The sequence below is a fragment of the Phyllobacterium sp. GQ127 genome (assembly GCF_059758635.1).
This window is the reverse complement of sequence record NZ_JCAXDZ010000009.1, coordinates 14,833-32,417: the sequence shown is the minus strand read 5'-3', so window position 1 is coordinate 32,417 and position 17,585 is coordinate 14,833. Positions and strand designations below refer to the sequence as shown.

Genomic DNA, 17,585 nt, shown 5'->3' with positions numbered 1-17,585 from the left:
TCAATGTAGCAGATCTTGCCCCGAAACTTAGAATCTCGCGTCGTCGAAATGATTGGAAGGTCTTGCGTGAGCGAGGTCATCCATCCTTTGCGCTATAGTATCGCAAACGCAGCAGCGACCGTTCAGCGAGCTGCCCTTGTTTCGAAGCGCAGCTTTTCGTGCTTCGGCATGTGCATTACCACCGATTAGGACGATTGACACCAGCCGACTTCCGCGCCGGTCCGCAGACCTCGTAAAGACCCCTAACGCGGGCGCACGGCGCTTCCGCGCTCGAATATTTGCGGTGATAGAGCGTGACATCGATCAGTCCCTTGGCGAAGCGCAACGTGACGACGCCTGCGATTTCTCCAGCACTGTCGTCGAAGACGAGATCGTAGCCGTCACGGTCGGTAAGCAGCATATCGATCACGCGCCGCCGCAGCGAATCCGCGCGCCTTGCTGCCTTTGTGCATTGGGGAAGCTGCTGTCCACACCGCCTTGGAAGCGCTTACTGCTACGTACACCAAACTCCAATGAATCCTGTATCCTCGTTCCACATAGGAGGTCTAGAATGCAAAAGTAGTCTCTCCGAAAGAGCGGCGTTAATGGGCGCTCCAAAGATGATTTCGATGCCCCTTGAAAGAGCGTCCCACCAATATCGAAAACGAGAAGGCCGCGTTGCAAGATAACAAGGCTTTCGCAAGCGCCCTGAAAGCAATTTCAGATGATACGGAAGACTATACAGGTTTTCGACTCCGGACCGCGCACCTAAGAACTAAGGAGATCGGGAATGTGGAGGGATTTGTACAATGAGTCCGCTGGCTCACTGGGCCTTATTTGGCTCGTGATCTCACAGCATTCCCGGTCACCTTTGATCACATATCGAATGCATTGGACGGCGCAAAGCGCGATCGGGGATCGTCCAAACTGAACTACTATCGCGGATACGTCGGTGGTAAAGAGGATTATGCTCCCGCAGAGCGATTCCTGACTTATGATCGTGCTCCTCAAAAAATACAAAGATCGATTTCAACGGCCTTTGGTGGAGGAAAGCCGGAGCTTGGCGAAAATGCCGGTCTGATTGTTAACGGTCCGCTGCAGTGGTCCGGTATGCTGCAAGAGTTTTTCAGTATTCATGCAAAGCAGCTTGCTTCACTTTATCCGGACCAACAAATCACCCGAGATATTACCCTATTTATCGGCGCTTATGGATCTCCGCCCTCTGGTGTTCACATCGATGACGCCAGTCACCGCTGTTCGGATTTTCGGGATAATTGACCTTTGCGTTAAACCCGATCATCGCCGTGCCGGCATTGGCGGTAATTTGCTGCATGCCGTCGAGGTGCTCGCGGTAAGATCCAACGTGGATTTCCTTGTGTTGATGAGACAATGGCGCTCTCTACAAGTCGAATGGTTTCGAGCGTATTTCTCCAGCAATGACGAAATGGCTAGCTGTTGAAGAGGTTGAAAGTATAGCAGTCATTGAACGGGATCTTGCAGATTGCTTCCTCGTAAAGGGTATACAGTCCAGGGATTGGCCAAACGGAAAGATTGATATGTTAGGATATCTTTTCTAGACTCAACATTGGGAACATTGCCAAACCATGACGGATGATCTGCCTGTTACGACAAATATATTGTTGCCGGCTCTGCGGCCCGCAATTGAAGGAGCCATGCTCCGTTGCCTCCGCAGTTAGGTAAGTTGTATTGTCTTGCACCCAACATTTTAATCGGCCCCTCGTGCGAACTTGCACATTGGAATGGCTGGTGGACGGGCCCGCTAGCCGCTACCGGCAGCAAGGGTGCCGCCAGCGCATAGGTGCAAATACGGCACGTTACTCGCCGCCGATCCTTCGCCGTGACGGTATAGCAAAATTCCCGATCGAACAAGTTCCCCTATACCGTCAAATCGGAGCGCTGCCCCCTCGATAGACACGGTGACGATTAACTTTATATTTGAATGAATTATGGCGTATCGGAGCGTACAAACGGATACGTCCGGATCGGCAAAAATCATTCCCACGTAATCGTCAACAGTTTCAGGCAGAAGCAGCAGTTGCGACCGATCGTTCCAGAAAGATGTGCCATGGCGAGAATCTCACATGTGGGATCACCAGCAGGAATCGACCTCAGCGTTTTGGGGAGGTCTGCGGGAATTTCGAAACAGCAGTTAAACACGATGTTCTGAGGGGAAGATTTGCCCAGCAAGCCAACCAACAAATTGCTGTATGACGCCATCAAGGACCGAGGCACGGCCTATCTGATGGTCTTTCGCGAACTCAAAGCCCGCTACGGCGAAGATGAAGCCAAGGATGTGATGCGAAGTGCAAGCCGCGCCCATGGTCTTTATATCGGCAAATCGCTCGCGGTCTGCGCCCCGAGGGACTTCGAATGTATGGCAAGAGGCTTTGCAAAATCACCGGATGACGGGTCGGTGTTTTGCCCGGAAATTAGGCGGCTCGACAGCACATGCCTCGAAGTGAAGATGATGGCATGCCCGATCAAGGATGCATGGGTTGATGCCGGATGCAGCCAAGAGGAAATCGTCACCTTGCTTTACTGCGCCTCCGCACTTGACGAGGTGACGTTGGAAGCAGCGGGCTTCGACTTTGGGATTGAACTCTGGTCTCCCGGACAGGAGGGCTGCTGCGTGACCCGGATTACAGAGAAAGCCCAACCGTGAAATTTTCTGCAGTCGCGTGTTCCGGGCAGATCATGAGGCGTACAGTCATGTAATATCTCAGTCGCTCTATGCTCAAGTCGACTTCGCGGTGTCTGGAAAGAGAGCTTCGCCGCAGTCGATATCAGTCCCGTTGACCAAATTGAACACCCCTGAAGGAAAGCCGGCCTCGTCAATCATTTCCGCAATGAGCATTGCGCTGAGCGGAGTGATCTCAGATGGCTTCAGAATGCACACGCAACCATCGGCAAGGATCTGTGCAATCTTTAGAACGATCTGGTCAACCGGTTGCTTCCAGGAGGTGATCAAACCCTGAACGGAGAGAGGAACCTTGCCTCCGCGCCTGGCTTGTGGCCTGGCTTCCTCAGTGCCAATAGCCCGTGTCAGCTGCTTGATGAGTGCCCTCAGATGACCGAGGCCGGCCATCGTTTGCTCCATGCCGATCGCGATCAGGATGTCACCCTCCATCGAGATCGTCTGGGCCAGTTCGTGGCAACGCAAGATGTAAATCTCCTCAAAACGTACCAACAGCGCCAATCGTTCGTCGACAGGCGTCCGGCTATAGGAGGCCAACGCACGTTTGGCGACTGCGGCCGCCCAGTCGAGATCGGGTGGTGATGCCCGGGAAATGACCGCGATCGTTGTTGCCGTCGCAGGGTTTATGACGGGTAGAACGTCCCTTCGGATTGGGTCGACCCACTGGCCGTTTATGTAGAATCGCCGCTTATCAAGCATTAACTCTTTCCGAAGCCGAACGTTAAGAGTCCCGCCTGACCGTGCGTGCGCGCGGCTGTACAGGACGCGCGGCGGGCGTCAAAAGCTCTGCATGCCGTCACCCACGAATGGCCGCGCGATGGGTCAGGAGCATCCTTGGGTTCGTCGAGAGGACGGAGTTACTCGGCTCTCGGATTGAACAGCTCGTTGATGCCACGCGAGGCGGCGTCCCATTCTTCATCTTTTATCTCCATGAAACCGAGATACCGGAGGAGGAGAAGCCCCTCGGTGGCTAGAAAGCCTGCGAAGGCTCGTCGTCCCTCGTGAGAGGAGAGGTCTAAGGCCTCGATGCGCGTACGGTACCATGACTGCACGCTTGTCAGGTTTTCAGGTGTCGGTATCAGAGCGGCCATCATGCTGGCCGCCTTCGAGCGAGAGGTCTCATCTACATTTAATGAGGCGTCGATGTGCGCGCGGACGAGGGAAATAGGCCCGTCTGCTCCGGCGATGTGTTTTTCGAACATCGCGTTGTAGTTGGCGTCCCACCGCTCGAACATGGCCGCAATCAACACATTCTTGTTGGCAAAGGAATACTGGACGCCGCCTTTGGTGATGCCAGCCTGTTTTGCGACCGCGTCGATGGTCAGAGCTGCAGAGCCCTGGGTCGCAACGACGTACTCCGCGGCATCCAGAATGCTGTTCGGATCTATATTCTTCTTTCGTCCCACGATTTCCTCCCCATTGATCGGGTCTCTCGGCGCCGCGGCCGCTCCGTTTCCACGGATCATGTTAACGCGCGCCAACCTTCGTTGCTGTCAGCAAGCCTTGCGCGTTCCTAAGTCCGTTTGCGGACAAAAACGTGCGTTTCGACCTCTTTTAACATTCTTACTTGATTTTTCAATCCGAACGTATTTATATTTCTAAAACAAGTCCAATAAGAATGAGGGAACCAAAATGTCTCCAATATGCGTCAAATATCTCATCTATAGCCGGGTCCGCCTTGAGTGCACTGCACGCTCACCATTTGCAGGATCGACCGTGTCACGGTCGCCCGAGCGATCTCCATGCCTCCGCATGCAACAGCGTTATTGACCGTAATCGCCGTGTCGAGCACGGCCCGGTGCTTGGAGTGGACCGAACAATGCCAGTAAAACTCGAAGTGAAGCAGCTCACCTGCCGTTTCGGTGCGTTCGAAGCCGTTAAATCGGTAAACCTCACCATCGAGGCGGGCGAATTTTTTACCCTTCTTGGGCCGAGCGGCTGTGGCAAGTCCACGACGCTGAAGATGGTCGGAGGCTTCATCCGGCCGTATTCCGGCACCATCCTCGTCGACGGCCAGGACGTAACTGCATTGTCTGCATCCGACCGGCCGACAAACTATGTTTTTCAGAATTACGCCCTTTTCCCGCATCTTACCGTTGCGGCCAATATCGAATATGGCCTCAAACGCCAGGGGCTGCCGCCGAACCAACGCCGTCGGCGCGTCAGCGCAGAGCTGGAGAGGGTGGGCATGAGCGCTTACGCGTCTCGGCTGCCAGCCGCCTTGTCAGGCGGTCAGCAGCAGCGCGTGGCTCTGGCGCGGGCGCTCGCAAACCGGCCCAAGGTTCTGTTGCTGGACGAGCCCCTGTCAGCTCTCGATTACCTGATGCGAAAACAATTGCGGGACGAACTGAAAACCATCCAAAAGGAGGTCGGTACGACGACCGTCTTTGTGACGCATGACCAGTCCGAAGCACTAAGCATGTCAGACCGGATTGCCGTTATGAAAGATGGTGGGGTCGAGCAGGTCGGGTCGCCCGATGCAATATATCGTACGCCGCGCACAAGTTTTATTGCCAGCTTCATCGGGGATGCCAATCTGTTGGCCTGCCAGGTGATCTCTGTTTCGGCCGGAGAAGTCGCGGTCCAGCTCGAAGACGGAGCTATTGTGCCGGTTCGTGCCGAACGCGGGATCGTTGGCGCCCACGGACAGCTCATGATTCGGCCGGAAGACCTCCATGTGGTGAGCAGCATTGATGGAAGAGGAAAGCCTCTATTGCAAATCAAGGTCGTCGATCATGCCTATGTCGGAGAGCGCTTTGAGGTGAAGGCAGTGACCGCGGCTGGACAGCAGATCCGGTTCAACTCCAAGACCCCTCTGGCAGGCCTTGAAAACGAGCATTGCCTGTCTTGGGATCCTGCATCCGCGCATCTGGTTCAGTGAAGATACCGGGGAGGCCCGACCGGTGACAAAACGGGTCTATATTAAGGTGACAACAATGCCTATCGACAAAAAAGCGCCCATCGTTTCGAACGCCTCGAGCGGAGTGAAGGTGGTGAAGTTCGGCGATAAGAACCTTGTCTGGGAAGACTACGGGGACATGCCGAACGACCGTACTCCCGGAAATCCTGTTGGCCGACATGCCGACGGCTGGACCTCTCCTGATGGACGTATAACGGTCGGGCTGTGGAGCCGTGACGCCGATATCGGCGATCTGCTCGGAACCGGACAATGCTTCGACTTTGTCGTTGACGGGGAGGTGACCGTGACGGACGCGCAGGGCAGGAAGCACCATGCCGGGCCGGGTGATCTGCTCATCTACAGCGAGACCGATACGGGCGAATGGCACCAGTCCGGCCCGATCAAGAAGTTCTTCATCCACGTCAAGGACTAAAGCCGGGCGGCAGAGCTGCATCGACGAACAGGACACCAAAGGGGAATTCAGATGAGCTACATGACCCAACGTCGCGACGTCATTCGAGCAATCGGTGTAGGTGCCTTTGGTGCCCTTTTCACACAATCACTCTTGAAACCGTCGGTCGCGCGCGCAGCGACCGGCCCTGTCCTCTGGGCGACGAATCCCGGTGAATGCGACCCTGTAGACCTTGAGCGCTTCTCCAAGGAAACAGGGATCGAAGTCGATTACCGGGAAGTAATTTCCGACGCCAATCAGTTTTTCGCCAGTGCCAAGCCTCAGCTCATGGCGGGGTTGCCGATCGGCTACGATCTGATCTGCATTTCAACTGACTTGGTCACGTTCTACACCGCCAACGATTTTCTCTTGACGCCGAAGCCAGGCCAGTTGCCGAATGTCGAAAAATATCTTCTGCCTTCCCTGAAGTCTGCAAGGAACGCCGACGTTGCCATTCCCTTCGATCACGCCGCGATGGGGCTTTGCTACAACAAGAAGGCCTTCCCCGCCGGGATTTCGTCATGGGCGGAGCTGCTTGATCCCGTGGCCAAGGGTAAGGTTGGGCTCTATACGATGCCGCAAGCAAACATCGCCGCTTGGGGGCTATATCTAAAGGCACAAAAGGTCATCGATAATCTTCCGATAGACATGACCTACGAGGAGGCGATGGAGGTTCTGGAATTTCTTGCGCCGCATATCAAGAACGGCCACTTACTCGTCTCGCAAGGTGAGAATGCCGGACAGAAACTAATGAGCGGCGACATGGTCGCCTCGATAGCGCCCGCCGTGAATATCTCGCAGCTCGATCTCAACCTGCTCGGCTTCTCTGTGCCTCAGGAAGGAGCACCGGTCTATGTTGATCGGCTCGGTGTTCCTAAAAATGCGGCAAATCCTGACGCTGCATTTGCACTGATAAACTGGTGGTTCGAGCCAAGGAACGCTGTGAACTTCCTTCGTTATACCCTCCAGAACCCTTTTTCCCTCGGCGTCGAAGAGGAGATGGCAAAAGTCGATCCCGGGCTTGCTGCCGATCCGCTCATCTTCATGCCGGAGGACATAAGGCAGAGACTCCATCCCTACGGCGCCGCATGGAGCCCGGAAATCTGGGCCAAAATCTCTCGCCGATGGACGGAAATAACAAGTGGTTGAGCGAACGATGTCAAGGAAAAGCGCGCTGGGTCTCGCGGTGCCGCCGCGCGTCGTACGTGGGTTGATCGTTACGCCCGCATTGATGTGGATGCTAGTCTGTGTCGGAGCTCCGCTCTACACAATCCTCCGGATGTCGTTCAGCGCGTCTCCAGGGGCGCTGAACCCGGAAGGATGGTCGGTCAGCAACTATCTTGACGTCATCGGAACCTATTATGCAAACTTTTGGAACTCGCTGATCATCGGCGGGACGGCAACCATTATTTGCTTTGCCGTCGCCATGCCGCTCGCATATTTCATCTCGTTCTACGGAGGGCGGTATCGCCTCGTCCTGGTGTTCGCCGCGATCGCACCGTTCCTCACGAGCTACCTCGTGCGCGTGATTATGTTGCAGACGCTGTTAGGTGCAAACGGCCCCATCTTCGGCACGATCGAGAAAATGACCGGGCTCCAGGGTGTCCTGCTCGGTACGCCGTTGGCGGTCGTTTTGGGGCTCGCCTACCAGCTGTTCCCGTTCGTCCTTCTTCCGATGTATACGGCATTCGACCGCGTCGACAGAAATCTGTGCGCCGCTTCGGAAGACCTGTTTGCGCGGCGCTGCGGGCTGCGCGGCTTGAAATGGGGTGTGGCACTCGCCTTCTTGTTTGGCCTGCTCTTCACCTATGTGGTCAGCGGAAAGAACCTTGAACTTAACGCGTCACAGGTATCGATGATGGCCATCATAGTTCTTCTCGGGGGAGCTGCCGGTTACGTTATCACCGAGACATTTGCCTATGTGGTCTTGCCTCTCAGCCTGAGCGGTGTCTTTGCGGGCGCGCTGTTAAGCTTCGTGCCTGCTCTCGGCGATTACGTTAATGCAGGTATCCTCGGCAATATCGGGACCACAATGGCCGGCAATGTTATCCAGGCGAAGTTCCTGATCGAGCTCGACTATGCCGGCGCCGCGGCTCTCGCCTCCCTGTTGCTGGCGTTTTCGGTGGCGCTGCTGCTGGGGTTCTTTCGAGTTGTAAAAGCATCGGAGGCGCTTGATGTCGTATAGAAGTGCATCATCCAGTCGATATATTGCCTACGCGACCATTACGAGCGTGTTGCTGATCCTTTTCGTTCCGATTTTCGTCATGCTAGCCTTCTCGCTGAACGATCCGGGAGGTCGTTTTAACTACGAGCTAAAACAGTTCTCGCTCAATGCGTGGTTGCATCCTTTGGCGGTAAGCCAACTTGATGTAGCACTGACAAACAGCTTCATCGTCGCACTGTCGGCCGCGTTGATCTCGGCCTTGGTCGGCACACCACTTGGATACCTGCTGGGTCGCGGAAAACTTCCTGGAAAATCGGCCCTTTCCGCCATGACGATATTGCCGCTCGCCACACCCGAGGTTGTCCTCGGCTCTGGGCTACTTCTCGTGTTCGTGGCAACGGCAACGATTGCCTCCTTGAAATCGGTCACCGGTGGATTGTTCTTCCCCCTCGGCCTGCCGACAGTGATCATCGCTCACGTGACACTCGGCCTGTCTTTCGTCATTATCAACGTCCGGGCCCGCGTCATGGGCGTTGATCTATCGCTGGAGCAGGCGGCACAGGATCTCGGTGCACGGCCTGCGCGCGTATTCGCGACTGTGTGGCTCCCGGCAATTTGGCCGGGTATTGTTTCCGGTGCCTTGATGGTGTTCGCGCTGTCGCTCGACGATTTCGTGCTGACCAATTTCACGGCCGGCAATACGATCATGTTTCCCACCTGGCTCTATGGATTGATGAGGCGGCAGATGCCCCCTCAGATCGCTGTGATTGGTGTGTTCATCTTCGCGCTTTCTCTCGTAGTGGCGATCATCGCCTTCAAGATGAACCGAACCAAGGCGCGGTAAGTGCTCAAGGTAAAAATGCTGCCCGGAATTCGCTCGACCGTTTGCAGGCGTTGAAAGTATGCTGGCTGTGACGCTTCCTTATTGGCGCTACTGCGATCGTCACCTTCTTTGCACGCCCGGAAGCACGCAGAGCATTTCAAACAACAGGTTCGCCGCCGTGATCGCCGTATTGCCCGACAGGTCATAGGGCGGGGAAACCTCTACGAGATCGCAGCCGACGAGGTTGAGGCCCCAGCAGCCGCGAATGATTTCCAGTGCCTGAATCGTGTTGAGGCCAGCAATTTCCGGCGTGCCTGTGCCGGGCGCAATGCTCGGGTCGAGGCTGTCGATGTCGAAGGTCAGATAGACCGGACCTGCGCCCATCTGCCCGCGGACTTCTTCCATCAGCGGCGTCAGCGACTTGTGCCAGCACTCTTCCACCTGCACCACACGGAAGCCTTGCTCACGCGGCCAGTCGAAATCGTCGGCGGCATAGCCCGTACCGCGCACGCCGATCTGGATGCAGCGCTTGGTGTCGAGCACGCCGGCTTCCACCGCGCGACGGAAGGGGGTGCCGTGGGCGATCGGCTCGCCAAACATGTGTTCGTTGATGTCAGCATGGGCATCAACATGAATGAGGCCGACAGGACCGTACTTTTCTGCGATGGCACGCAAGATCGGGTAGCTCAGCGTATGGTCACCGCCCAGCGTCAGCGGCTTGCAACCGTTGGCGATGATGTCGCGATAGGCGTCCGTGATGATGTCGACGCATTTGGGGAGGTTAAATGTGTCGATCGCGACGTCGCCGATATCGGCCACCTGGAGGCTGTCGAAGGGGGCTGCGCGGGTCGCCATGTTGTAGGGCCGGATCATACAGGATTCGGTGCGGATCTGGCGCGGCCCAAAGCGTGTGCCCGGCCGGTTCGAGGTGCCGATATCCATGGGGATACCGACGAAGCAGGCATCGAGCCCTTCGGTGGTTGTCTGCGTCGGCAGGCGCATCATCGTGGCGGGGCCCCCGAACCGAGGCATTTCGTTGCCGCCGAGCGGCTGATTGAGGATTCTTGTCGGCATCTCAACATCCCAAATTAACAGATTCTCTGCTGCTCTGACATTCCGCTTCGGAAAGCGAGTGTCACTTAACGTGCTGGTTTTTGTCGCGGAGAGCGGCTTAAGCGAAAAGCCACGCACTACTTTCAGGCCGCATCCGGCCGGTGAACGGTCTTCACCTCAAGGAAGTCCTCAATGCCGAAGAGCCCGCCCTCGCGGCCGTTGCCTGATTGCTTATAGCCGCCGAACGGGCTGCCATAGCGGTGCGGGCCGCCGTTAATGTGCACCATGCCGGCGCGAAGCCGCGCGGCAACACGCTCGGCCCGCTCCGAATTGCCGGTCTGGAGATAGGCGGCGAGGCCGAACGCCGTGTCGTTGGCGATCGCGATTGCTTCTTCTTCCGTGTCGAAGGGAATGATGGAGAGCACAGGGCCGAACACTTCCTCGCGGGCGATGCGCATGGTGTTGTTGACGTCTGCAAAAATAGTCGGCTTAACGAAATAACCGGTCTCGAAGCCGTCCGGCTTGCCGGGGCCGCCGACGAGAACCCGCGCGCCCTCCGCAACACCAGCATCGATCAGCGCCTGCACGCGTCCGAACTGGATGTCCGAGACCAGCGGACCGATATGTTCGCCTTCCTGTTCCGGATTGCCGACCTTGGCTTCCTTGCCGACACGTTCGGCGATTTCCACCACCTTGTCATAGACGGAGCGCTCGACCAGCATGCGGGTCGGCGCATCGCAGGACTGGCCGGAATTGTTGAAGCATTCGCGTACGCTGCCGGCGACGCGATCTTCGAGGTCCGCATCGGCAAAGACGAGGTTCGGCGACTTGCCACCGAGTTCCAGCGTTACGCGCTTGACCGTATCGGCCGCGTCCTTGCTGACGGCAATGCCGGCGCGGGTGGAGCCGGTGAAGGACATCATGTCGACGTCCTTATGTTTGGAAAGCGCCGAACCGCATTCGAGGCCGTCGCCGTTGATGAGGTTGAATGTGCCCGGCGGGAAGCCGGCCTCATGCACCATTTCCGCATAGAGAAGCGCATTGAGCGGTGTGAATTCGGAGGGCTTCAAGACGCAAGTGCAGCCGGTGGCGAGCGCCGGCACGACCTTCAGCGCGATCTGGTTGATCGGCCAGTTCCACGGTGTGACAAGGCCGCACACGCCGATCGGCTCGCGGCGCACCACGTCGCCGTTAGGCAGCACTTCGCGGCTCTTGAGGCGCTTCAGCCCGTCGATAAAGCCCTGGAGGTGACCGACGCCGACGTCGGCCTGCTGTTCGGTGCTCATGGTGATCGGTGCGCCGAGTTCGAGCGTGATGGTGCGGGCCATCTCGTCGTAGCGGCGCTTGTAGATTTCGAGCAGCTTTTCGAGCAGTGCGAGGCGTTCGTCGACGCTGGTCTGGTTGTAGGTCGCGAAGGCCTTCCTGGCGGCAGAGACGGCGCGGTCGATGTCGGCGGCGGTGCCCATGGAGATGACCGCGATCGGCCTTTCCGTCGCGGGATTGATCACATCGCGGTCATTGGCCTTGACCGGATCGATCCATTCGCCGTTGATGTAAAATTTGCGCTTGTCGAGCATTTATTTCTCCCGTCACATCGTTTTCTGTTTGTCGTCGAGCCAGTTGCGAATGAGCTGGCGGTAGCGGTTGCCGCTGAAGCTTGGGAAATGCCCGCCGTGAACGAGGTGCACCGGAAGTGTCATCAGCCGTTCCATCGAGGTCATGTAGTCAGCGGCATTGGAATGATAGGTGTCCTCGATCAGCGGCCCGTCATAGAGAATATCGCCCGAGAACAGAATTTCGGTGGCGCGTTCATAAAGCGCAATGCCACCCGGGGAGTGTCCAGGTGTATGGATCACTTCGAAGGATCGGTTGCCGAGATCGATCGTATCGCCATCTTCGAGAATGCGGGTCGCCGGTGCCTTCTTTACAGCAAAGCATTTCGAGCAATAGGGTTCCGGCGGCAGCCCGTCGAAGATCTCGTCGGTGACGTAAGGATCGGCAAGCGTGTTCTCCCGCGTCGGGTTGGCGAGCAGATCGGCCTCGGCCGAATGCACCGCGCGGCACGCGAATTCGTGATGGCAGCCGATATGGTCGAAATGGGTATGGCTCGCCACCGCGACCAAGTCGCGCTCGGCGACAAGCGGCACCCATTGCGTGAGCGAGACGACGCCCATGCCGCTATCCACCAGCATGTCGCGGTCGCGCCCGCGCACATGCCAGATGTTGCAGCGGTAGAATTCCTGGATATAGGGCTCGGAAATGGCGGTCACATCGTCGCCGAGGCGCCGCACGCTATACCAGTCCTCCGGGCGAATGTGCTGCATTTTACCCTGCCCCTCCCGCTCCGTCCTGAAGCACCACGATGCTATCCGCCTTCAGGCGAAGGTCAAGCTCCGCGCCGACTTCCGGTGTATCTGTTTGCGGCAGGTGCGCCGTCAGCGCCAATCCGTCCGCCGCGACATGGCAGCGGTGATGCGTGCCGAAAAAGGCGCTGCCGGTGATGCGCCCGCGGCCGAGCGAGACGGTCGGCACAGCCGTATTTGCATTGCGAAAATGCTCTGGACGAATGCAGAGCGTGACGTCTCGGCCCGCTACAGGCACACCGAGAACGAAGGCGGAGGCGGGGAGGACGACGCGGCCGAGCACCGTTTCCACCTCCGCCTCGTTGCCGGCGTTGCCGCACACCTTGGCCGGCAGAAAATTCACCTCGCCCATGAAACCGGCGGAAAACAGCGAGCGCGGGCGCATGTAGATCGAGGCCGGCGTGCCGACATCCTCGATGCGCCCCTTGTTCATCACGACAATGCGGTCGGCGATCGCCATCGCCTCTTCCTGATCGTGGGTGACGTGCACGAAGGTCGTGCCGACACGCTTCTGAATCGCCTTCAACTCGTCCTGCATCTGGCGGCGCAGTCTGAGGTCGAGCGCGCCGAGCGGCTCGTCGAGGAGCAGCACGTCCGGATCGACGGCAAGCGCGCGGGCGAGCGCCACGCGCTGGCGCTGGCCACCGGAGAGTTCGTGCGGCTTCCTGGCGGAAGAGGCCTTCAGGCCGACGAGATCGAGACAGGACAACGCCTTCTCGTGGCGCTCGGCCTTGCCCATGCCGCGCATCCTCAGTCCGAAGCCGACATTGTCGCGCAGGCACATATGCGGGAAGAGCGCATAGTCCTGGAACATGGTCGTCGTCGGGCGTTTTGCCGGGGAGACATGCGTCATGTCGCGACCGTTGATGGCGATGGTGCCCGAGGTCGGCTCGATGAAGCCGCCGAGGATCAGGAGCAGGGTCGTCTTGCCGCAGCCGGAGGGACCGAGCAGCACGATGAACTCGCCGGCGGCGATGTCGAGCGAGACGTCGTCGAGCGCGCGGAACGCGCCGAAGGCCTTCGTGGCATTGCGAATGGAGACGTCGGCGGTCATGAGGATTTCCCGGTTTTGCGGAAGACGGTGAGTTCCATGAGGATGAGAAACGCGACCGAGATGAGGAAGACGACGCTGCCGATGGCATTGGTCCTGGGGTCGAGGCCGGAGCGCAGCATGCTCCAGATCTCGACCGGCAGCGTCACGTCGAAGCGCGACAGCAAGAACGCGACGATGAACTCGTCCCAGCTGAAGGTGATGGAAAGGAAGAAGGCGGCAAGGATCGACGGCAGCAGCATGGGCGCGGTGACGAGCAGCATGACTTGCCAGTCCTTCGCGCCCAGGTCGCGCGCCGCCCGCTCGATGTTCACCTGATGCCCACCCATCGAGGCGTAGATGATGGCGAAGCAGAGCGGTAGGTTGATCACCACATGGCCGATGCCGACGGTGACGAGCGAAAGTCGCATGCCTGTGACGTTCAGCATCGACAGCAGGCCGAGGCCGATGATCAGCGCGCTCACCGTCATCGGCGCGACGATCAGGCCGCGCAGCAGGCCCGACGCGGGCAGCGTGTAGCGGGCAAAGGCATAGGCCGCGAGAAAGCCGAGCACGCAGGCGATCGCCGAGGAAATTACCGCGACGAGCAGCGAATTGCCGAGCGCCGCCATCAACTTGCCGTCGGAAAAGATCGCCTCGTACCAGCGCAGCGTCAGGCCGTTCAGCGGCGGCACCGGCAGTGTGCCGTCCTGGAAGGAAAACAGCACCAGCACGACGACCGGCAGGAAGATGAAGAGATAGATGAGGCCGGCATAAAGCGCGGCAAACACCGTGATGAGGTGCCGCATGGGTCAGGTCCTCTCCATCTTCAGCCAGCGCGCGCAGGCGATATAGGCAAGCGTGACGACGACCATCAGCACCAGCGAGAGTGCGGCAGCCATCGGGAAATCCGCCCGCCGTCCAAGCTGCAGCATGATGACCTGCGGCAACACCAGTTCGTTATTGCCGCCGAGAATCTGCGGCGTGATGTAGTCGCCGATGCACAGCACGAAGGTCAGGAAGGCGCCGACCATGATGCCGGGCAGCGCCAGCGGCAGCACGACATGCCAAAAGGTCTGGAAGGCGTTTGCCCCGAGGTCCGCCGCAGCGCGGCGATAGTTCGGCGAAAGCTGGATGAGGTTGGCGTAGATCGTCAGCGTCAGCAGCATGACGAAGAAGTGCACGAAGCCGATGATCGTGCCGGTGCGGTTGGCCGACAGTTCCAGCGGTTCCGCGATCACGCCCACCCAGAGCAGCGCCTGGTTGACGACGCCGCCTTTGGACAGCACCAGCAGCCAGGAATAGGAACGTACCACGTAGGAGGTCCAGAAGGGCAAGATCGCCATGATGAGCGCGAAGCGCTGCCACTTCTTCGGCACGCGCTCGGCGATGATCCAGGCGAGCGGATAGGCGAGCAGGATCGAGATGACGGTGACGACCGCTGTGATCTCCAGCGAGACGATCAGGCCCTTGAAGAGATGCGCCTTTTCGAAGAAGGCGACGTAATTGTCGAGCGTCCAGGTTGCGACGATCTCGCGCCCCTGCCGCGTCCAGAAACTGATTGCGACCATATAGGCGAAGGGCACGAGGAAGAAGAATCCCGTCCAGAGCAGCGCCGGCAGGGCAAAGGCCCAGGCCTTGCGGCGCTCCGCGCGCTCAAGGGTGGTGGCGGTCAATGGCATCATGCTCCGTTCACGGCCCAAGGGGCGTGGTTCGAATTTCCGCATTTTCCAAAGCACACTTTCTGCGGGCATTGCCTTTCCCAGGAGCTGAGGGGCGCCCGTCGCATCGACAGCTACTGCTGGAGCATCTCCGTCCAGAGGTCCTGCATTGCCGCGTCGAGCTGTTCGTCTACGACCGGATAAAGCTGGGCGTTTTTCAGATAGGTCTTTTGCTTATCCCAGCGCAGCACAGTCTTCTGCTGGTCGCTGAGATGCTCGCCAGCCTTGGAGTTCGCCGGCATGGCCCAGTAACAGGAGGAAGTCGCGAGCCGCGCCTGCCCCTCTGGACTGACGATGTACTGAACAAACTTAAGTGCAAGGTCCTTTTTCTTAGAGTCAGCTACCACTCCTATCGATTGCGCCCAACGAACAGCGCCTTGTTTGGGCACAGTCCAGTCGAGCTCGGGTTTTTCCACCGCAAGGCGCGCCGTCGCAAATTCGCCGCCTCCTACGAGGATATCCACCTCGCCGCTGGCCAAGGCGGTTTGAGACGCGACGATCTCACCAACCTGGCGCGAAACCTTCTTCATTTGAAACAGCTTTTCTTTGATCGCTGGCAGATCGTCTTGGGTGAGCTTTGCAGTCTCTTTGCCGATCGCGATAGCGGTCAAGCCAATAACCGGAAGATAATAATCATAGATAGCAATACGGCCCTTGTACTTGTCAGACCACATGACCGAAAGGTCGTCCATGTCGGCGAGATCCACCTTGGACTTGTTGTACGAAATGGTGTTGTACCCGAACTTTTCGGTCACGCCATAAGTCTTGCCGTCCTTGGTGTTGCTCGCCTCCATCCGTACTTCCGGGAAAAGGTCATCCAGGGGAAGCTTGTCGGCTGGCAATTCGGCAAGAACACCCAGATCAGCCGCACGGCGAACGTCGACGGCATCAATTACCAGCACATCCCAGTCACCGGGCCGGGATTGGCCGATGATCGAGAGTGCCGTACCGGTGCCCTCAAACTCCTTGAGGTTGACTTTGACGTTGTTGGCCTTCTCGAAAGGCTCGATGAGCGCCGGGTCGGTATGGTCGCACCAGACGAGCGCATTCAGCTCATCTTGCGCCTCAGCGCCGCTGGAAGAAAGCGCAATAGCGGCGGCAATGGCAAGAAGCATACGGCGGGAAATCCCGCGAGAAAGGGTTTTCTTCATCATCTGTCCCTCTGGCTGAAGGCTTTGGCCTAGCAAAATGGCACTCTTCACGGCGCTTTCAGAAAAAGATTGAAGCAATTCATTTTTTAAGTCAATACTATTTTTGAAGAGATTCCAACGGAGAGTTCCATGACCGGATTGCGCGCGAAACAAAAGGCGGACAAGACCCGCCGGATTCTCGAAGCCGCCACGATGCTGTTCCGCGATCAGGGCTATGACAGCGCCCGCATCGAGGACATCGCGGAGATGGCCGAAGTCTCCGTCGGTACCCTGTACAACTACTACCAAAACAAGGGCGACATCCTCGTCGCTACCGTTGCGATGGAAGTGACGGAGGTGCTGGAGGGCGGCGCTCGCATCGTCGCTAATCCGCCGCTGAATGTAGCGCAGGCGCTGCGCACGTTGATCGAGCAGTATTACGACCACTCGCTGTTCTATCTCTCCAAGGAGATGTGGCGCACCGCCATGGCGATCTCGATCCAACATCCGGAAATGCCGCTCTCGCGACGCTATTCTGAACTCGACGGCCAGCTTTGCGCCCAGGTCATCCGTCTTGTCGAGTCTTTGCAGGCGCGCGGCGTCGTCCATGCCGACGTGAACGCGAAGGCGATGGGCGAGGTATTTTTCAACAACCTCAACATGATGTTCATAGAGTTCTGCAAGGTGGATGCTATGCCAATCGAAGAGCTGAAGGCGCGGGTCAACGCGCAGCACGCGCCCATCGCGGCACTCATCAGCATCATCAAGATCATCTGAGGTTCACGTGGACAATTTGACCGAAACGGAATCCGCCGTCCTCAACGCCGCCGATGCGCTGGTCAGCGCTTTTGCCCGACATGATCGCGACGCGTATTTCGCGGCTTTCGCCCCGGAGGCGACCTTCCTCTTCTACAATCTCGACCGCACTCTCGGCGACCGCGCCGCCTATGAGGCCGAATGGGCGCTCTGGGAAAAGCGCGATGGTTTTCGAGTGCTCAGTTGCCGCTCTACGGGTCGCCGGATTCAGCTTGTCGGCGATGTGGCCATTTTCACTCATGCGGTGGAAACCGACGTTTCGGTGGGTGGCAGGATCATAACGAACAATGAGCGCGAAACGATCGTTTTTTCTCGCGATTTGGAAGGCCGCTGGCTCGCTGTGCATGAGCACCTGTCGGCAATTGCCTGATCGAGCAGCATATTTTCCAACAGAGCGATGCAAGGCGAGTCGCCTGGTTCACAGGACGCTTCTTTCACGA

Annotated in this window: 20 protein-coding genes; 10 read left to right on the top strand and 10 right to left on the bottom strand. The window is 58.0% G+C overall.

Features of this window, described 5'->3' with window-relative positions; translation table 11 throughout:
• Nucleotides 1-175 precede the first annotated feature (175 nt).
• On the bottom strand, nucleotides 176-409 hold the full coding sequence (locus AC6CHM_RS22575) for a hypothetical protein (protein WP_498175123.1): 234 nt from the start codon (nucleotides 407-409) through the stop codon (nucleotides 176-178).
• A gap of 407 nt (nucleotides 410-816) precedes the next feature.
• Here AC6CHM_RS22575 and AC6CHM_RS22570 point away from each other — a divergent pair, with 407 nt between their 5' ends.
• The 3 genes from AC6CHM_RS22570 (at nucleotide 817) to AC6CHM_RS22560 (ending at nucleotide 2,662) form a co-directional block, all read left to right on the top strand.
• Nucleotides 817-1,257, top strand: a complete 441-nt coding sequence (locus tag AC6CHM_RS22570) for a hypothetical protein (protein WP_498175353.1) — start codon at nucleotides 817-819, stop codon at nucleotides 1,255-1,257.
• A complete protein-coding gene (locus AC6CHM_RS22565; protein WP_498175326.1) occupies nucleotides 1,187-1,438 on the top strand; it encodes a GNAT family N-acetyltransferase in 252 nt (83 codons plus the stop codon). Before AC6CHM_RS22570 ends, AC6CHM_RS22565 begins: the two co-directional genes overlap by 71 nt.
• Nucleotides 1,439-2,176: 738 nt before the next feature.
• Nucleotides 2,177-2,662 (top strand): L-2-amino-thiazoline-4-carboxylic acid hydrolase, encoded by a 486-nt coding sequence (locus AC6CHM_RS22560; RefSeq protein ID WP_498175121.1) that lies wholly within the window; start codon nucleotides 2,177-2,179, stop codon nucleotides 2,660-2,662.
• Between the two features lie 72 nt (nucleotides 2,663-2,734).
• Here AC6CHM_RS22560 and AC6CHM_RS22555 read toward each other — a convergent pair whose 3' ends face one another.
• Nucleotides 2,735-3,394 carry an aldehyde dehydrogenase family protein gene (locus tag AC6CHM_RS22555; protein WP_498175119.1) on the bottom strand — a complete coding sequence of 220 codons (660 nt, stop codon included), beginning with the start codon at nucleotides 3,392-3,394 and terminating at the stop codon, nucleotides 2,735-2,737.
• A 158-nt stretch (nucleotides 3,395-3,552) separates the two neighbouring features.
• Entirely contained in the window at nucleotides 3,553-4,101 is a 549-nt protein-coding gene (locus AC6CHM_RS22550) for a TetR/AcrR family transcriptional regulator (protein ID WP_498175117.1), read from the bottom strand.
• Nucleotides 4,102-4,514: 413 nt separating this feature from the next.
• Here AC6CHM_RS22550 and AC6CHM_RS22545 point away from each other — a divergent pair, with 413 nt between their 5' ends.
• The 5 genes from AC6CHM_RS22545 to AC6CHM_RS22525 are packed head-to-tail and all read left to right on the top strand — an operon-like array spanning nucleotide 4,515 to nucleotide 9,053.
• Nucleotides 4,515-5,576, top strand: a complete 1,062-nt coding sequence (locus AC6CHM_RS22545; RefSeq protein ID WP_498175115.1) for an ABC transporter ATP-binding protein — start codon at nucleotides 4,515-4,517, stop codon at nucleotides 5,574-5,576.
• A 22-nt stretch (nucleotides 5,577-5,598) separates the two neighbouring features.
• Nucleotides 5,599-6,027, top strand: coding sequence for a cupin domain-containing protein (locus tag AC6CHM_RS22540; RefSeq protein ID WP_498175113.1), 429 nt, complete (start codon nucleotides 5,599-5,601; stop codon nucleotides 6,025-6,027).
• 51 nt (nucleotides 6,028-6,078) lie between these two features.
• Entirely contained in the window at nucleotides 6,079-7,194 is a 1,116-nt protein-coding gene (locus AC6CHM_RS22535) for an ABC transporter substrate-binding protein (RefSeq protein ID WP_498175110.1), read from the top strand.
• Nucleotides 7,187-8,230: an ABC transporter permease gene (locus AC6CHM_RS22530; protein WP_498175108.1), complete on the top strand. Its 1,044-nt coding sequence runs from the start codon at nucleotides 7,187-7,189 to the stop codon at nucleotides 8,228-8,230. The genes AC6CHM_RS22535 and AC6CHM_RS22530 overlap by 8 nt, the downstream gene beginning before the upstream one ends.
• Nucleotides 8,220-9,053, top strand: a complete 834-nt coding sequence (locus AC6CHM_RS22525) for an ABC transporter permease (RefSeq protein ID WP_498175106.1) — start codon at nucleotides 8,220-8,222, stop codon at nucleotides 9,051-9,053. Before AC6CHM_RS22530 ends, AC6CHM_RS22525 begins: the two co-directional genes overlap by 11 nt.
• A gap of 99 nt (nucleotides 9,054-9,152) precedes the next feature.
• Here the strand turns inward: AC6CHM_RS22525 and speB are convergent, their stop codons facing one another.
• The 7 genes from speB to AC6CHM_RS22490 all read right to left on the bottom strand — a co-directional run bounded on the left by speB (nucleotide 9,153) and on the right by AC6CHM_RS22490 (nucleotide 16,350).
• On the bottom strand, nucleotides 9,153-10,106 hold the full coding sequence (gene speB, locus AC6CHM_RS22520; protein WP_498175104.1) for an agmatinase: 954 nt from the start codon (nucleotides 10,104-10,106) through the stop codon (nucleotides 9,153-9,155).
• A 122-nt stretch (nucleotides 10,107-10,228) separates the two neighbouring features.
• Nucleotides 10,229-11,662 carry an aldehyde dehydrogenase family protein gene (locus AC6CHM_RS22515; RefSeq protein WP_498175102.1) on the bottom strand — a complete coding sequence of 478 codons (1,434 nt, stop codon included), beginning with the start codon at nucleotides 11,660-11,662 and terminating at the stop codon, nucleotides 10,229-10,231.
• Between the two features lie 12 nt (nucleotides 11,663-11,674).
• The gene (locus tag AC6CHM_RS22510; protein ID WP_498175100.1) at nucleotides 11,675-12,409 is read right to left on the bottom strand and encodes an MBL fold metallo-hydrolase; all 735 of its coding nucleotides are present in this window, start codon (nucleotides 12,407-12,409) and stop codon (nucleotides 11,675-11,677) included.
• 1 nt (nucleotide 12,410) lies between these two features.
• The gene (locus AC6CHM_RS22505) at nucleotides 12,411-13,502 is read right to left on the bottom strand and encodes an ABC transporter ATP-binding protein (RefSeq protein ID WP_498175098.1); all 1,092 of its coding nucleotides are present in this window, start codon (nucleotides 13,500-13,502) and stop codon (nucleotides 12,411-12,413) included.
• Nucleotides 13,499-14,287, bottom strand: a complete 789-nt coding sequence (locus AC6CHM_RS22500; protein WP_498175096.1) for an ABC transporter permease — start codon at nucleotides 14,285-14,287, stop codon at nucleotides 13,499-13,501. Before AC6CHM_RS22500 ends, AC6CHM_RS22505 begins: the two co-directional genes overlap by 4 nt.
• Before the next feature lie 3 nt (nucleotides 14,288-14,290).
• Nucleotides 14,291-15,154, bottom strand: a complete 864-nt coding sequence (locus tag AC6CHM_RS22495; RefSeq protein WP_498175094.1) for an ABC transporter permease — start codon at nucleotides 15,152-15,154, stop codon at nucleotides 14,291-14,293.
• A 119-nt stretch (nucleotides 15,155-15,273) separates the two neighbouring features.
• Entirely contained in the window at nucleotides 15,274-16,350 is a 1,077-nt protein-coding gene (locus AC6CHM_RS22490; RefSeq protein WP_498175324.1) for a polyamine ABC transporter substrate-binding protein, read from the bottom strand.
• Between the two features lie 129 nt (nucleotides 16,351-16,479).
• On the opposite strand from AC6CHM_RS22490, the gene AC6CHM_RS22485 reads away from it, so the two are divergent.
• Together AC6CHM_RS22485 and AC6CHM_RS22480 are read left to right on the top strand one after the other, a co-directional pair.
• Nucleotides 16,480-17,106 carry a TetR/AcrR family transcriptional regulator gene (locus AC6CHM_RS22485; protein WP_498175092.1) on the top strand — a complete coding sequence of 209 codons (627 nt, stop codon included), beginning with the start codon at nucleotides 16,480-16,482 and terminating at the stop codon, nucleotides 17,104-17,106.
• Nucleotides 17,107-17,113: 7 nt separating this feature from the next.
• Nucleotides 17,114-17,515 carry a YybH family protein gene (locus AC6CHM_RS22480; RefSeq protein ID WP_498175090.1) on the top strand — a complete coding sequence of 134 codons (402 nt, stop codon included), beginning with the start codon at nucleotides 17,114-17,116 and terminating at the stop codon, nucleotides 17,513-17,515.
• Nucleotides 17,516-17,585 lie beyond the last annotated feature (70 nt).

Coding starts and splice junctions, on each gene's coding strand:
- AC6CHM_RS22500 (WP_498175096.1), bottom strand. CDS start 14,287: ATGCGGCACCTCATCACGGTGTTTGCCGCGCTTTATGCCGGCCTCATC.
- AC6CHM_RS22535 (WP_498175110.1), top strand. CDS start 6,079: ATGAGCTACATGACCCAACGTCGCGACGTCATTCGAGCAATCGGTGTA.
- AC6CHM_RS22545 (WP_498175115.1), top strand. CDS start 4,515: ATGCCAGTAAAACTCGAAGTGAAGCAGCTCACCTGCCGTTTCGGTGCG.
- AC6CHM_RS22510 (WP_498175100.1), bottom strand. CDS start 12,409: ATGCAGCACATTCGCCCGGAGGACTGGTATAGCGTGCGGCGCCTCGGC.
- AC6CHM_RS22525 (WP_498175106.1), top strand. CDS start 8,220: ATGTCGTATAGAAGTGCATCATCCAGTCGATATATTGCCTACGCGACC.
- AC6CHM_RS22565 (WP_498175326.1), top strand. CDS start 1,187: ATGGATCTCCGCCCTCTGGTGTTCACATCGATGACGCCAGTCACCGCT.
- AC6CHM_RS22490 (WP_498175324.1), bottom strand. CDS start 16,350: ATGAAGAAAACCCTTTCTCGCGGGATTTCCCGCCGTATGCTTCTTGCC.
- speB (WP_498175104.1), bottom strand. CDS start 10,106: ATGCCGACAAGAATCCTCAATCAGCCGCTCGGCGGCAACGAAATGCCT.
- AC6CHM_RS22505 (WP_498175098.1), bottom strand. CDS start 13,502: ATGACCGCCGACGTCTCCATTCGCAATGCCACGAAGGCCTTCGGCGCG.
- AC6CHM_RS22555 (WP_498175119.1), bottom strand. CDS start 3,394: ATGCTTGATAAGCGGCGATTCTACATAAACGGCCAGTGGGTCGACCCA.
- AC6CHM_RS22515 (WP_498175102.1), bottom strand. CDS start 11,662: ATGCTCGACAAGCGCAAATTTTACATCAACGGCGAATGGATCGATCCG.
- AC6CHM_RS22485 (WP_498175092.1), top strand. CDS start 16,480: ATGACCGGATTGCGCGCGAAACAAAAGGCGGACAAGACCCGCCGGATT.